This window comes from Bradyrhizobium betae (genome assembly GCF_050632175.1).
GTDB classification, from domain to species: Bacteria; Pseudomonadota; Alphaproteobacteria; order Rhizobiales; family Xanthobacteraceae; genus Bradyrhizobium; species Bradyrhizobium betae_B.
This window is the reverse complement of record NZ_CP192576.1, coordinates 6270657-6284162: the sequence shown is the minus strand read 5'-3', so window position 1 is coordinate 6284162 and position 13506 is coordinate 6270657. Positions and strand designations below refer to the sequence as shown.

The following is a 13506-nucleotide window of genomic DNA, read 5'->3' as shown; positions in this document are numbered from 1 at the left end:
ACCGCGCGAAGCTTCGGCTAGAACCAGAAAGGATAGGCTTGATGAGTGTCGGACTGATCGGTCTTCTCGACGACATCGCAGCGATTGCGAAGGTGGCCGCGGCCTCGCTCGATGATGTTGCGGGCCAGGCTGCCAAAGCGGGCGCGAAGGCGGCGGGCGTCGTCATCGACGACACAGCCGTCACGCCGAACTACGTCATCGGTTTTGCCTCACGGCGCGAATTGCCAATCGTTGGAAAGATTGCGATCGGATCTCTGCGAAACAAACTGCTGATTCTGCTTCCCATTGCCCTTCTGCTTGGTCATTTCCTGCCCGCCGCCGTCACGCCGCTGCTCATGCTGGGCGGCGCTTTTCTCTGCTATGAGGGTACAGAGAAGGTGTTCGAAGCGATGGTGCCGCATCAGGCGCACGATGGCGAAGGCGAACCTCAGCCGATTGCTCTGAATGCCCGGTCGGTCGAGGACGAAAAGGTCGCGAGCGCCATCAAGACCGATTTCATCCTCTCCGCGGAGATCATGGCGATCACGCTGGCGGCCATTCCGGCAGGCAGCATCTGGACGCAGGCGCTGGTGCTGGCGCTGGTGGGTTTCGGCATCACTGTCGGGGTATACGGCGTTGTCGCCTTGATCGTGAAGGCGGACGATGTGGGCCTGGCCTTCGCACGCTATGACGGCGCTTCCGTCATTGGCCGCGCGATCCGCTTGATGGGACGCGCGCTCGTTCGCGGTATGCCCGGCTTCCTGACAGTCCTGAGCACAGTCGGCACCGCCGCAATGATCTGGGTCGGCGGCGGTATCATTCTGCACGGCTTCGAAAAATACGGCCCGCCCGTGATCGGCCACACGGTCCATGCCGCAACCGAGGCAGCCGCGCACATCCTTCCGTCCGTTGCAGGCATCATCGAATGGACCGTCGAGGCGCTCATGTCAGGCGTGCTCGGACTGCTTGTCGGCGCACTTGCGATTCCGGTCGTGCAATACGGCCTCTCCCCTGCATGGGAGCGATTGAGGCGATCCGTCGGACGAGCGGACCGCTGAGCCTGCTGGACGCTTGACGGTTACGGAAGCGAACTACTCCAGATAGGTCGTCAGTTGCGCGCCTTCGTCCGCCACGAACACCGCAATCAATTCCGCCGGCTCCGTGGCGCTGGCGTTTGCCGAGACAAGATGCGTCGCGCCGGGCGGCTCGAAGAAGGACTGTCCGACGCCGAACGTCTCGACCGGACCGCCACCGAGCTGGGAGCGAGATCTCGCCCTTGGTGATAGTGGCAGTCACCGAGCCCGCGTGGCGGTGCGGCCGCGAAAATCCTCCGGGTCCATAGAACACGCGGACGATGGTGACGCGCTTGCCCGGCACGTTGGGCAGCGCGTAGGAGCCGATCGGTTCCACCTTGTCGAGCGGCGAGCTATCCCCTGCCGTTGTACACAGCGGCGCCAGCGCGCCGGAGACCGCGTCCATCGTCACTGGCAACGCTTTGCCGATCGCAAGCGCGCAGGCGAGCCCGCCGATGACGGCCAGCGCCATCACACGCGAGGACCCCGGGCCTTGCGTGGTGGCCAAACTCATTGCTGTCATAACAACCTCCCCAATCAGGACGCCGCAGCATTCGCCGCCACCGGCCGCTTCGCCGGCGTCCACCGATACGCCGCACCAAAGCGATTCCAGACGTTGATCGAGGCCACCGCCGAAGTCAGGTACATCAGCTCGGTCTCGGAGAATTCGCGGCTGGCCTCCGTGTAGACCTCGTCGTTGACACCGTCGGGCAGGAAAGTCAGAGCCTCGGCCCAGGCCAGCGCCGCCCGTTCGCGCGCGGAAAAGATCGGCGCCTCGCGCCAGACCGCGACAAGATTGAGCTTGTCCACGGGCACGCCGATGCGCTCGGAAAACAGGATGTGATGCTGAACACAGAAGGCGCAGCCGTTGATCTGCGAGGCGCGCAGCTTGACCAGCTCGAGCAGCTGTTTGTCGAGACCCGCCTTGGCCGCAACCTGACCCAGCGCCAGCACCAGCTCATACGCATCGGGTGCGATCCGCTTGAAATCCTCGTATTCGCTGCGCGCGTGTGACATTGCCGTTCACCCCGTGTTATTGTAAGACGGCTTATATCTTATAAGAGCACTTATATCTTGCGCAAGACGCCCGACATCACGAGATCGAAATCCCGGCGCAAAGTCACCGGGCCTGCCGCCGTACGCGTCCCTGCCCCGGGCGAAGGCAAGCGCGGCGAAGAAGGCTATCTCGGCTATCTCCTGCGCCAGGCTCATGCCGCGGTTCGGCTGACGATGGAACGCACGCTTGCCGATCTCGGCGTGACCTCGCCGCAGTTTGCAGTGCTGACGATGCTGAATGCCTATCCGGGACTATCCGGCGCAGACGTCGCCCGCCTCACCTTCCTGACACCGCAGACGGTCGGCGTCATCATCCGCAACCTCGAACGTGACGGCGCCATTGGGATGACGCCCCATCCGGTCCATGGCCGCATCCAGCAATGGACGCTGACACCGCGCGGAACGACGTTGCTGAAGGCGTGCCGGGAACGTGTGATCGCATTGGAGAAGCGTCTCGCCGGCGGCCTCGATGCCAGGGCCGAAGCCAGCATTCGCCGCTGGCTAGCCGGCATCGCGGCTGATTTGCAGGAGGACTAGGGAGGCCTAGTCGCTTCCTCCGTCCCCGCCGCCGTCACACCCGCCGGCATCCGAGAAGTCGCCGCCAGCGGCGCCGTCACCATGAATGCCGCGGCCAAAGTTCTCGGCGATGATCATCAGGATCACGACGAGAAGCCCGGCGCCGAACGGCCAGGGATTGGCACGAATGATGTCGAACAGCTCTCGCATGCGCCCATCATGAGCAGATGGAAGCGAACCGACCGTAAAATCACAGGTTTAAAAATGGGAATATCCGGTTAGGCATGAGCGGTCCTAGCCGCCCTTCAATGCTTTCTTAACCTCGCCATCGGGCCAGGTCGCGCCGGCGGCGATCACCCGCACGCGGCCATGGTCGGTGGCATTTACCAGCACATGCGAACACACCCGCTCGTCGCTGGGCTCCAGGTGCAGGTCGGTTTCAGGCTTCCAGCTCAGCGTCGTCGCGAGATCGCCGGGAAAGATCTGCCATTGCGATCCGTCGTCCAGCTCGACGACGTGGCTTTCCGCATGCGCACGTATCTTCATTCCACCCCGAATTCTCGACGAAGGCGGGCCCCGGCGGTTTGCCGGGGCCCTGCTCCGTCAGTCGTTGTCGTGATGAATCACGGTCTTGCTGCGATTGCCGTATTCATCTTCCTTCTTGATCACGGTGGTGCGGCTCGATGGCTCGCGCTCCCTGATGACCGTGGTGCGGTCACGATCGCGGTCCCGCTCACGATACTCGTGGGACTGGCCGACGGTCACGCCGGCGCCAACCGGGCCGACATGAACGCCGACTTCATCAGCGAATGCAGGGGCCGCGATGGCGGTGACCATGGCGGCGGCAAACAGATAAGTCCTCATTTTGTCCTCCTCGTTGTCATGGGGAGGGAATGCAGCAGTGCGACACTTTGTTCCGGAGGGAGCGGCCTATTCGCGGTGTTCCAGGAACCGACTCACACGCGCCATGTTTCCCGCTAGACTGCGCCCATGAAACAGGCTGATTCCTCGGTCCATCCCACCCGCCGCGCCCTGCTGCAATCCACGCTCAGCGCGGCCGCTCTACTCGCCTTGCCGGCGCAGGCCATCGCCGCGCCTCCGGGCTTCGACGAATGGCGCGAGAGTTTTCGTGCACGCGCGATGGCCAAGGGCATTTCGGCTGCGACCTGGCAGCGCGCGATGGCGCGGGTCGAGCCGGACATGAGCGTATTCAAGCAGATGCGCAATCAGCCTGAATTTCACGAACAGGTCTGGCAGTACATCAACCGCCGCGTCTCCGACTGGCGCATCATCAATGGCAAGATCGCGCTGAAGAACAACGAGGCGCTGCTCGCACGCATCGAGCGCGATTTCGGTGTCGAGCGCGGCACACTGCTGGCGCTGTGGGGCGTCGAGTCGGCCTATGGCGATCCGCTGGTGCAGCAGAACCACATGACGCCGGTGTTTCCCTCGCTTGCCGCGCTCGCCTGGAACGAGCCGCGCCGCAAGGCCTATTGGGAGACCGAGCTGATCAATGCGCTGCGCATCGTCGACAAGGGCTGGAGCACGCCGCAGGAAATGCAGGGGTCATGGGCCGGCGCGATGGGGCATTCGCAATGGATGCCCGAGGTCTGGCTCAATGTCGGCATCGATTATGACGGCGACGGCAAGGTGTCGCCGTTCGGCAAGCCCGACGATGCGCTGGGCTCGACGGCAAAGTATCTCGTCAATCGCGGCAAGTGGCGCCGCGGCGAGCATTGGGGCTACGAGGTGCGCGCGTCCGGCGATGCGAGCGGCAGCCGAACCTATGCGGCGTGGCAGGTGGCCGGCGTCACCCGCGCCGATGGCCAGCCGTTTCCGCAGCCGAATGCATCGGCGCAGATGTGGACGCCTGTTAAGGGCGGCCCGACCTTCCTGCTGGGGCCGAATTTCTACTCGGTAAAGAGCTACAATCCCTCGATGAACTATGCTCTGGCGATCTGCCATCTCGGCGACCGCTGCCTCGGCGGTCCGCCCTTCATCCAGCCTTTCCCCGGCTCCGAACGCGCGCTGACGCTCGCCGAGGTGCAGGAGATGCAGACGCGACTGACCAAGGCCGGCTTCGACACCGGCGGCACCGACGGCCGCGTCGGCAACGACACCATGAAGGCGATCAAGGATTTTCAGCAGCGCGCGGGGATCACGCCCGCCGATGGTTATGGCGGGCTGAAGGTGCTGGCGAAGTTGCGGCAGGGGCCCTAGAAGGCTCGTAGGACGCCTCAGTGCCTATACTGCGGCTCTTCGGCGTCGAGCTGGCGCCGGACGGCTGCGAGATGCAATCGCGCGGATTCGGAATCGCCTTCGCGCATCTGCTTGTAGGTCTCGGCGGCAATGGCGGGATCGACCGGCAGAACCTTGCGTCCCGTCGACATCGCCAGCACCTGCACTTCGGCGGCGCGTTCGAGATAATAGAGATCGTCCCAGGCCTCCGCGATGGTCGGGCCCAGCACCATCACGCCGTGATGCTTCATGAAGACGATGTCGGCATTGCCGACGGCGGAGGCGATGCGCGCCCCCTCGCGGCTATCGAGCGCAAGGCCGTTGTAATCGCGGTCGACCGCGGTGCGGCCGTAAAACTTCAATGCAGTTTGGCCGGCCCAGATCAGCGGATCGCCCTCCGTCATCGACAGCGCGGTCGCGTAGGGCATGTGGGTGTGGAACGCGACCTTGGCGCGCGGCAGGCGCTTGTGCATCTCGGCGTGGATGTAGAAGGCGGTCGCCTCCGGCACGCCCTCGCCGTCGAGTACATTGCCGTGGAAATCGCAGATCAACAGCTTTGACGCGGTCAGCTCACGGAAGGCATAGCCGTAGGGATTGACGAGAAAGAGGTCGTCATGGCCGGGCACGACGGCCGAGAAATGGTTGCAGATGCCCTCCTCAAATCCGTTACGAGCGGCCATGCGGAAGCAGGCGGCGAGGTCCTCGCGCGCGGTGCGGATCGCGTCAGTGGCAAGATCCGGCCGGTTCGAGCGGACGGGCTCAGGCGCGGAAGAAGTGGAGTGAAGGCTGTGCGCCATGGCGAAGGACACCTTTGTCGGTCGGGAGCTGTCCGCCTTGTACAGGGCCGACGCCTGTGCGTCAGCCCCTGCGCGCGCCACCCTGCCCTTCGCAGCCCGCGCGGCGGCTATTGCCGCCGCGGCACGCCGCCGGCGTTCATGCCGCCGTCGATCACGAGCTCGCTGCCGGTGACGTAACGAGAAGCGTCCGAGGCCAGATACAGCACGCCGGAGGCAATCTCCGCGGCCTGGCCGGCGCGGGCGAGCGGTGCGACCAGCCGGGCGCGCTCCTCCGGGTCGATCGGCGCGTTCTGGCCGGCGCCCGTCGCCCCCGTGGGGATCTTGCCCCAGATCGGCGTATCGATGATGCCGGGGTGGACGGAGTTGACGCGAATGCCGTCACCGGCCGCCGCGCATTCCATTGCGATCGATTTGGCGAACAGGCGTACGCCGCCCTTGGTGGCCGAATAGGCCGACAGGCCCGGCGAGCCGCGCAGGCCGGCCAGCGAAGACATCATGACGATCGAGCCGCCACCGGTCTTGCGCATCAAGGGCAGGCAATGTTTCACCGAGAGAAACACGCCGTCGAGGTTGATCGCGTTCTGCTTGCGCCAGTCAGCGAGCGTCATGTCGACGATCGACGGCACGGCAATGCCGATGCCGGCGTTTGAGACCATGATGTCGAGCCGGCCATAACGTTTGGCGATTTCGGCCACGATCTCGATCCAGCGTTCCTCGCTGGTGACGTCCTGCTCGAGGAAGATCGCCTTGCCTCCGGCTTTTGTAACGCGCTTGGCGAGTTCGGGGCCCCTCAACTCGTCGATGTCCGAGATGACGACAGTCGCGCCCTCGCGCGCGAACAGCTCGACAATCGCCTCGCCAATGCCGGAAGCACCGCCTGTGACCAGCGCGACCTTGCCCTCAACCTGCCCTGCCATGTTCACTCCCTTTCTTTCTTGTTGTTTGGGACCGTTGTTATCTAATCACGGATGGCCCCTGATCCGGTAGCGCGACGTCGATGACGCGAAACTGCACCCGCTCGGCGCCCTGGTAGCGGTCGACTGACAACGACCCCGCGACATGCAATTGCTGGCCGCGATTGGCAACGAGCGCGTTGCCGAGCTTCTGTCCCACCGAGCGGAACGCGATGCCGTTGACGATGGCGCCATCGCCCGACTTGAAGCGCAGCCTCAAATGCGCCTGGCCGACCTCGTCGGCATAGACGAGCTGGTGCGCCGGCAGCGCCAGCACGGCTTCCGGATTGCCGCTGCCGAACGGGCCGGCGCGGTTGAGCGTGGCCGCAAGCTCGGTCGTCACCGCGCGCGCGGAAACTGCGCCGTCGATGTAGAGCTCGTTGACGTGGCGGACCTCGGCGACGTCCTGCGCCAGCGCGTTTTCGAGATAGGCACGAAACTCGGCGAGCTTTTCCTTGCGCAGCGTCACGCCCGCGGCCATTGCGTGGCCGCCACCCTTGAGCAAAATGCCGTCGGCGACCGCCTGCCGCACCGCCTTGCCGATGTCGACGCCGGCGATCGAGCGACCCGAGCCTGTGCCGATACCGCCGGGCTCCAGCGCGATCGCAAAGGCGGGCCGCGAAAACTTCTCCTTCAGCCGGGAGGCGACGAGACCGACCACGCCGGGATGCCAGCCTTCCGAGGCCGTGACGATGACGCCAATTTTATCCTCCAGCCCGATCGAGGCCAGCGCCTCCGCTTCAGCCTGCGCCTCCGCCGCCTGCTCGATGACGCGGCGCTCGCTGTTCAGGCGGTCCAGTTCGGCCGCGATCCGCGCCGCCTCGACGCTGTCGGCTTCGAGCAAGAGCCGCACGCCGAGATCGGCGCGGCCGATGCGGCCTCCGGCATTGATGCGCGGCCCCAGCATGAAGCCGAGATGCCACGCCTCCGGCGGGCCGTTGAGCCGGGCCACGTCCATCAGCGCGGTATGGCCGACATGGTCGCGGCGCCGCATCGCAATCAGCCCTTTCGCGACGAAAGCGCGGTTGAGGCCGATCAGCGGCGCCACGTCGGCGACCGTGCCGAGCGCGACGTGATGCAGCATGCCGAGCAGATCGGGCTCGGGCATCTCGGCGTTCCAGAACCCGCGCTGGCGCAATTCGCGATTGACCGCGACCAGCGTCACCAGCACGAGACCGACGGCCGCGAGATGGCCGAGACCGGAGAGATCGTCGAGCCGGTTCGGATTGACCAGCGCGTCGACCTCCGGAATCTCCGTACCGGCCTGGTGATGGTCGATCACGACGACCGACATGCCGAGGCGCTTCGCCTCGGCCAGCGGCTCGATGCTGGTGGTGCCGCAATCGACGGTGACGAGCAGCGTGGCGCCCTTTGCCGCCAGCCCGCGAACGGCTTCGACGTTGGGGCCGTAGCCCTCGAAGATGCGGTCGGGGATGTGGATCAGCGGGTCGAGCCCGCAATGGCGCAGATGCCAGGTGAGCAGGGCCGCCGACGTCGCGCCGTCGACGTCGTAGTCGCCGAAGATCGCGACCTTCTCGCCCTTCACCGCGGCATCCGCAATCCGCTTGGATGCGGCCTCCATTTCCGTCACCGTGAACGGGTCGGGAAGGAGCTTGCGGATGGTCGGATCGAGGAAATCGGGAACCTCGTCGATGTCGACACCGCGGCCCGCCAGCACCCGCGCCAGCAGTTCCGGCAATTGATGGCGCTGCACGATGGCCAGCGCCTTGGCTGCCCCGCGCGCGTCCAGCCGGTCCCGCCAGAGCTTGTCGGTAAGCGATCGCGCCACACCCAGGAAGGCCTGGGGCGCTTCGACGGGCAAGGCGGTGGCGGGCGGCGTCATGACGAGAGACGATCTGTTGAGACTCGGGGTCGGCGATCACGCAAGGCGCCCGGTCAATGGCTTCAGGGGATTGGCCGGGAAAGCCTGGGGATTTGCAACGGCCGAGCCGCACAAAGCGGTGGATGGCCGCCCGGCGGGCCGCTGTGACTACCATTTAGGCATTCCGCCGAACAGCAAATTAAGCAGGCGTTAGGTTGAATCCTCGAAAAAGACTCGTATTCGATCTGTACTTGATTGTTCCGGGTTCATTGCAGATCAGGCCTCATTGCCAAGGGAAGTCCCCGATGTCTGCAGCGCTGGGTCTCAAAGCCAAGCCGACCGCCGCCGAACCCGCCGACGATGATTCCGACATCTCCGCGCTGATCAATCGCCTGACCGCCGAGGTCAACCAGATCGCGGTCGACAAGACCAAGGCGATCCAGCAGATCACCAACCAGATGAAGATGCTGGCGCTGAACGCGCTGATCGAAAGCTCACGCGCCGGCGCGCAAGGCGCGGGCTTCGCGGTGGTCGCGCAGGAGGTGCGCGGCGTCGGCCAGCAGGTCGAGACCATCGCGCGCGAACTCGAAACCCAGTTGACCAAGCGAACCGGCGATCTCGTCTCATCGATCGACCGCATGAGCCAGCGTTCGCGCGGCGAGCGCATGGTCGACCTGTCGCTCAATGCGGTCGAGCTGATCGACCGCAATCTCTATGAGCGCACCTGCGACGTGCGCTGGTGGGCGACCGATTCCGCGGTGGTCGATTGTGCGGCCTCGCCGGCTCCCGCAGCCGTCACCTTTGCCTCGCAGCGCCTCGGCGTCATCCTCGGCGCCTACACCGTCTATCTCGACCTCTGGCTCTGCGACCTCGACGGCAACGTCATCGCCAACGGCCGCGCCGACCGCTTCCGCGTCGTCGGCCAGAACGTCGCCCACACCAAATGGTTTCGCGAGGCTAAGACCTTGCGTTCCGGGGACGACTATGTCGCCGGCGACGTCGAGAACCAGCAATTGCTCGGCAACGCGCAGGTCGCTACCTATTGCGCCAGCGTGCGCGCCGGCGGCCAGGCCAACGGCGCACCGATCGGCGTGCTCGCCATCCATTTCGACTGGGAGCCGCAGGCCCGCGCGATCGTGCAAGGCGTTCGCGTCGGCGACAGCGACAAGGCCCGCGTACTGCTGGTCGACTCGAACTATCGCGTGATCGCGGCCTCCGACGGCCAGGGCATTCTCAGCGAGCGCATCTCGCTGTCGCTCAACGGCCAGCGCTCCGGCTTCTACCAGGACCGCTCCGGCACGCTGGTCGCATTCCATGCCACGCCCGGCTACGAGACCTACCGCGGGCTCGGCTGGTATGGCGTGATCGTCTGCGGGGCCTGAGGCGAGAGCCGCCCCATAAAATCCGGGCGGAGAGCCGTCCGATCAAACAAGCGCGAAAACAACCCCATGCACAGTAGACGGCAGGTTGTTTTCATTGGCGTTTTTTGCCCCGCCCGATCATTTGACTCGTCGGGCAAGTCGCTCGGCTTTCGCAGCTGACCGCTCGATATGGGGAATGATCCCTGACCGATTGCTGTCACATCACGATACAACGTCTTGAGCATTTTTCGGCAACGGAGGCCCGTTCCCGGCAAGAGCCTGCCGCATTGCTCCGGTAGAATAGGGCCGCATCAGGCGAGCGCGGGGTGCGGCGCCCCGACGTTCGCAACATGCCGCGGAGATAGACCATGAAGATCGTCGTGATCGGCGGGACAGGATTGATCGGGTCCAAGCTTGTGACGAAGCTCAAGAGCCACGGCCACGAAGCGGTGCCCGCCTCGCCGAAATCGGGCGTGAATGCCGTGACCGGAGAAGGTCTCGCAGCCGAGCTGGCGGGCGCGGATGTCGTCGTCGACGTCGCCAACGCACCGTCCTGGGAGCCCGCCGCCGTGCTCGATTTCTTCCAGCGATCGAGTACAAATCTCGTCGCGGCCGAGGCCGCGGCGGCCGTGAAGCATCACGTCGCGCTGTCGATCGTGGGGACCGAACGGTCGCCGGACAATTCCTACTTTCGCGCCAAGCTCGCGCAGGAGACCATCATAAAATCCTCCGAGGTCCCCTACTCGATCGTGCGCGCCACCCAGTTCTTCGAATTCCTCGGCGCCATCGCCGAGACGGGCGTCATTGGAGGCAAGATCGTCGTTCCTTCCGCACTGTTTCAGCCGATCGCGGCCGACGACGTCGCCGATCGACTTGCCGAGGTCGCCATGGGCCAGCCGCTCAACGGCACGATCGATATCGCAGGGCCCGAGAAGGCGCCCTTCAACGAATTCATCGCACGCCGTCTGAAGGCGTCCGGCGACGCCCGTCCGGTGGTGGCAGACCCGAAGGCGCCGTATTACGGCGCTCCCATCGACGACACCTCGCTGAACCCGCTCGGCGAGGCCCGGCTCGGCAAGACACCGCTCGCCACATGGCTCGCGAACCTCTGAGGAGATCCTACGCGCAGGTTACTGATCGCGGCGGCGGACTCTGCAGCATCTGTGGTGATGGCCCACGCGGCCGAGACGCTGCACCATTGTCAGGCTGTTGCGATGTCGTCCCTGGTCGTCTGCCATGTTGCAAGTCCCAGGGTTTGGGACGGACGCTCACCGAACATCGCCAGATAGTACTGCGAGAACCGCCCGAGTTCGTAGAAGCCGTGCTGCATGGCGACGGCCGCCACGGTGGTCGAGCCCGGAGCGCTCTCCTGCAGAATGGAATGAACCGCGCAGAGCCGCTTGTGTCGCAGGAAGCCGACCGGGCCGAGGCCGAACACCTCCTGAAATGCACGATGCAGCGTGCGCCGCGATATGCCCAGCGCCGCGCAGATTTCCGAAACATGCACCGGACGGGCGCCGACCTCGTCGAGATACTCCTCGACCCTGCGGATCAGCCGCCTCGCGGAAGGCAGCCAGCCATTGTCGTCGGGCGGCAGGGACGACATGACGTTGGCAGCCATGCATTCGACGATCGATCGCTTCCAGAAGTCGGCCGTCGACGGGGTCAATCCGTATTTGTTGTCACGCAGATGCGACAAGATCCGGACCAGGCGGCGCGAGGAGATCGCGCCGTTGTCGGGGTCCGCACGGAAATGGCCGCGGCTGCGCCATGTATCGGGATCGCTGAGACGCGCCTCGCCGCCAAACAGGGACGTGACGTCGTTGAGGTCGAAGCGCATCGCGGCGTAAGCGGACGCGCCGTGAAAGACGCCATCATGATCGAGCAGCGGCGGAATCACGAGCACGTCGTTGAGCTGCATGTCGAACGACCAGTGGGCGACGCGCTCTTCGGCCGCCAGCAACATTCCGACGATCAACTTGTCGTCGCGGGAGCTGCGCTGCGTGCGCATGCCGACGTTGAATGCGCCGATGCTGAGCGAGAAATCGCCGATACCGACATGTGACAATTTCCCCGCAGCCGTCCGCGCCCAAGCTGCATCACGTCGACATGCGAGCCGTGAACTGCCTGATGAAGGCCTTCGAAGCCGTCGAGCTTGCGCGAGATCGACCAGAAGAAACTGCCCCATGGACTTACCTTGTTACTCAAGCGCGACAATTCTGCGGCAGCCAAAGGCACAATGCCACTACAACGCGAGGTGGGTGCGATCGGGTGACTTCGCGTTTTGAAGCAAATCATCGCCGAATTTGATGCAAGATATCCGGCTGAAAAGGCTTGGCGTTTGCGGGATTGGAGACATGGGTCGTTAAGTCTCACCAGCTGCTCGCAAGTGCTGGCACAAACTGCACATCACAACCGTCCAATCTTCGGATACCTTTTTCAACCTCAGCGATATCAGGCGGAAGCGCTCTGCGGATGGCAGAGCGTGCGCGGCAGGTGTTTGCCGCGTGCTCATACACCTGCGCGCCAAAGGGAAGAGATGCTGACGCAATGCGTGTCTTCATCTGTCTCCCAAGCGCCAAAAAGAGGGGCCAGGCAATGCGTCCAACGTATCAGGAACTGTGCCGCGCTCGGCGTCCAATGACGTCTGCGCCGTAGCGTCAGGTGGAATTCGCGTATCGGAGTTTCCATCATGCTGCGGGCTGACCTCGATCACTGCGAGTGGGTGCCGGATGATGTGAGGACCGGCGAGATGGTCTTCATTCCCGGCGGGACCTTCCGCATGGGATCCGATCATCATTACCCCGAGGAGGCGCCGAGCCATCGGGTCTCCGTCGACGGCTTCTGGATCGACCGTACACCGGTCACCAACCGGCAGTTCAAGCAATTCGTGAATGCGACCGGCCATGTCACCGAGGCGCAGGTCGTTCCCGATCCCAAGGACTATCCCGGCGCGCTGAAGGAAATGCTCTACGCGGGGTCGCTGGTGTTCGCGCCGTTGCCTCGGATCACCGATCCCACCGACTGGAGCCAGTGGTGGTCGTTCATGCGCGGCGCCAACTGGCGGCATCCCTACGGTCCCGGCAGCAACATCAAGGACCTCGACGACCATCCCGTCGTGCACGTCTCCCATAGCGACGCGCTCGCCTATGCAAGCTGGGCCGGCAAGGACCTGCCGACCGAAGCCGAATGGGAATTCGCCGCGCGTGGCGGCCTCGACGGCGAGGAGTTCGCCTGGGGCGATGCACTGATGCCGGGCGGCAAGCACATGGCCAACATCTGGCAGGGCAAATTTCCCGTCCAGAATCTCGGCGAGGATGGGTTCGAGCGTACCTCGCCGGTGATGGCCTTCCCGCCAAACGGCTACGGCCTCTACGACATGATCGGCAATGTCTGGGAGTGGACCTCCGACTGGTGGTCGGCAAAGCACGCCGCCGAGGCCGCGAAGCCGTGCTGCATCCCGACCAATCCGCGCGGCGGTCGCGAGGAGGCAAGCTACGACCCTGCCCTGCCCGACATCCGGATTCCCCGCAAGGTGCTCAAAGGCGGCTCGCATCTCTGCGCGCCGAACTATTGCCGCCGCTACCGACCCGCTGCGCGCCACGCCGAGCCGGTCGATACCTCGACCAGCCATGTCGGCTTCCGCTGCGTGACGCGAATGCCGCTCGCAATCGAACGAGAACAAGAAGGACGTGCTGCAACCTAGGGAGC

General features: G+C 64.7%; 13 protein-coding genes and 2 pseudogenes. 6 read left to right on the top strand and 9 right to left on the bottom strand.

Annotation, left to right across the window (positions count from 1 at the left end):
* The first annotated feature begins 41 nt into the window (after positions 1–41).
* The gene (locus ACQ86E_RS30190) at positions 42–1037 is read left to right on the top strand and encodes a DUF808 domain-containing protein (protein ID WP_431206601.1); all 996 of its coding nucleotides are present in this window, start codon (positions 42–44) and stop codon (positions 1035–1037) included.
* 33 nt (positions 1038–1070) lie between these two features.
* On the opposite strand, the pseudogene ACQ86E_RS30185 reads toward ACQ86E_RS30190, so the two are convergent.
* Both ACQ86E_RS30185 and ACQ86E_RS30180 read right to left on the bottom strand, forming a co-directional pair.
* Positions 1071–1575: pseudogene (locus tag ACQ86E_RS30185) on the bottom strand (cupin domain-containing protein).
* 14 nt (positions 1576–1589) lie between these two features.
* The gene (locus tag ACQ86E_RS30180) at positions 1590–2069 is read right to left on the bottom strand and encodes a carboxymuconolactone decarboxylase family protein (protein WP_431203068.1); all 480 of its coding nucleotides are present in this window, start codon (positions 2067–2069) and stop codon (positions 1590–1592) included.
* A gap of 54 nt (positions 2070–2123) precedes the next feature.
* Between ACQ86E_RS30180 and ACQ86E_RS30175 the strand changes: the two genes are divergently transcribed.
* Positions 2124–2645 carry a MarR family winged helix-turn-helix transcriptional regulator gene (locus tag ACQ86E_RS30175; RefSeq protein WP_431206600.1) on the top strand — a complete coding sequence of 174 codons (522 nt, stop codon included), beginning with the start codon at positions 2124–2126 and terminating at the stop codon, positions 2643–2645.
* Between the two features lie 6 nt (positions 2646–2651).
* On the opposite strand, the gene ACQ86E_RS30170 is transcribed toward ACQ86E_RS30175, so the two are convergent.
* The 3 genes from ACQ86E_RS30170 to ACQ86E_RS30160 all read right to left on the bottom strand — a co-directional run bounded on the left by ACQ86E_RS30170 (position 2652) and on the right by ACQ86E_RS30160 (position 3488).
* A complete protein-coding gene (locus tag ACQ86E_RS30170; protein ID WP_431203067.1) occupies positions 2652–2834 on the bottom strand; it encodes a hypothetical protein in 183 nt (60 codons plus the stop codon).
* Positions 2835–2918: 84 nt separating this feature from the next.
* The gene (locus ACQ86E_RS30165) at positions 2919–3170 is read right to left on the bottom strand and encodes a hypothetical protein (protein WP_431203066.1); all 252 of its coding nucleotides are present in this window, start codon (positions 3168–3170) and stop codon (positions 2919–2921) included.
* 57 nt (positions 3171–3227) lie between these two features.
* Positions 3228–3488, bottom strand: a complete 261-nt coding sequence (locus ACQ86E_RS30160) for a hypothetical protein (protein WP_431203065.1) — start codon at positions 3486–3488, stop codon at positions 3228–3230.
* Between the two features lie 126 nt (positions 3489–3614).
* On the opposite strand from ACQ86E_RS30160, the gene ACQ86E_RS30155 reads away from it, so the two are divergent.
* Positions 3615–4844 carry a lytic murein transglycosylase gene (locus ACQ86E_RS30155; protein ID WP_431203064.1) on the top strand — a complete coding sequence of 410 codons (1230 nt, stop codon included), beginning with the start codon at positions 3615–3617 and terminating at the stop codon, positions 4842–4844.
* 17 nt (positions 4845–4861) lie between these two features.
* On the opposite strand, the gene ACQ86E_RS30150 is transcribed toward ACQ86E_RS30155, so the two are convergent.
* From ACQ86E_RS30150 to recJ, 3 genes are all read right to left on the bottom strand, one after another.
* A complete protein-coding gene (locus ACQ86E_RS30150; protein ID WP_431203063.1) occupies positions 4862–5659 on the bottom strand; it encodes an aldolase in 798 nt (265 codons plus the stop codon).
* Between the two features lie 107 nt (positions 5660–5766).
* Complete coding sequence (locus tag ACQ86E_RS30145; protein WP_431203062.1) at positions 5767–6576, bottom strand: SDR family NAD(P)-dependent oxidoreductase; 810 nt, start codon at positions 6574–6576, stop codon at positions 5767–5769.
* A 37-nt stretch (positions 6577–6613) separates the two neighbouring features.
* Positions 6614–8455, bottom strand: a complete 1842-nt coding sequence (recJ, locus tag ACQ86E_RS30140) for a single-stranded-DNA-specific exonuclease RecJ (protein WP_431203061.1) — start codon at positions 8453–8455, stop codon at positions 6614–6616.
* Positions 8456–8739: 284 nt separating this feature from the next.
* Here recJ and ACQ86E_RS30135 point away from each other — a divergent pair, with 284 nt between their 5' ends.
* Both ACQ86E_RS30135 and ACQ86E_RS30130 read left to right on the top strand, forming a co-directional pair.
* On the top strand, positions 8740–9816 hold the full coding sequence (locus tag ACQ86E_RS30135) for a methyl-accepting chemotaxis protein (protein WP_431203060.1): 1077 nt from the start codon (positions 8740–8742) through the stop codon (positions 9814–9816).
* A 347-nt stretch (positions 9817–10163) separates the two neighbouring features.
* A complete protein-coding gene (locus ACQ86E_RS30130) occupies positions 10164–10907 on the top strand; it encodes an SDR family oxidoreductase (protein ID WP_431203059.1) in 744 nt (247 codons plus the stop codon).
* A gap of 89 nt (positions 10908–10996) precedes the next feature.
* Here ACQ86E_RS30130 and ACQ86E_RS30125 read toward each other — a convergent pair.
* Positions 10997–11983: pseudogene (locus ACQ86E_RS30125) on the bottom strand (helix-turn-helix domain-containing protein).
* Between the two features lie 504 nt (positions 11984–12487).
* Between ACQ86E_RS30125 and ACQ86E_RS30120 the strand changes: the two are divergent.
* The gene (locus tag ACQ86E_RS30120) at positions 12488–13501 is read left to right on the top strand and encodes a formylglycine-generating enzyme family protein (protein WP_431203058.1); all 1014 of its coding nucleotides are present in this window, start codon (positions 12488–12490) and stop codon (positions 13499–13501) included.
* Positions 13502–13506: the final 5 nt, after the last annotated feature.

What these genes read in the sequence shown, in the direction of transcription:
- ACQ86E_RS30190 (WP_431206601.1), top strand. Translation starts at nt 42, where the DNA reads ATGAGTGTCGGACTGATCGGTCTTCTCGACGACATCGCAGCGATTGCG.
- ACQ86E_RS30180 (WP_431203068.1), bottom strand. Translation starts at nt 2,069, where the DNA reads ATGTCACACGCGCGCAGCGAATACGAGGATTTCAAGCGGATCGCACCC.
- ACQ86E_RS30170 (WP_431203067.1), bottom strand. Translation starts at nt 2,834, where the DNA reads ATGCGAGAGCTGTTCGACATCATTCGTGCCAATCCCTGGCCGTTCGGC.
- ACQ86E_RS30165 (WP_431203066.1), bottom strand. Translation starts at nt 3,170, where the DNA reads ATGAAGATACGTGCGCATGCGGAAAGCCACGTCGTCGAGCTGGACGAC.
- ACQ86E_RS30160 (WP_431203065.1), bottom strand. Translation starts at nt 3,488, where the DNA reads ATGAGGACTTATCTGTTTGCCGCCGCCATGGTCACCGCCATCGCGGCC.
- ACQ86E_RS30155 (WP_431203064.1), top strand. Translation starts at nt 3,615, where the DNA reads ATGAAACAGGCTGATTCCTCGGTCCATCCCACCCGCCGCGCCCTGCTG.
- ACQ86E_RS30150 (WP_431203063.1), bottom strand. Translation starts at nt 5,659, where the DNA reads ATGGCGCACAGCCTTCACTCCACTTCTTCCGCGCCTGAGCCCGTCCGC.
- ACQ86E_RS30145 (WP_431203062.1), bottom strand. Translation starts at nt 6,576, where the DNA reads ATGGCAGGGCAGGTTGAGGGCAAGGTCGCGCTGGTCACAGGCGGTGCT.
- recJ (WP_431203061.1), bottom strand. Translation starts at nt 8,455, where the DNA reads ATGACGCCGCCCGCCACCGCCTTGCCCGTCGAAGCGCCCCAGGCCTTC.
- ACQ86E_RS30135 (WP_431203060.1), top strand. Translation starts at nt 8,740, where the DNA reads ATGTCTGCAGCGCTGGGTCTCAAAGCCAAGCCGACCGCCGCCGAACCC.
- ACQ86E_RS30130 (WP_431203059.1), top strand. Translation starts at nt 10,164, where the DNA reads ATGAAGATCGTCGTGATCGGCGGGACAGGATTGATCGGGTCCAAGCTT.
- ACQ86E_RS30120 (WP_431203058.1), top strand. Translation starts at nt 12,488, where the DNA reads ATGCTGCGGGCTGACCTCGATCACTGCGAGTGGGTGCCGGATGATGTG.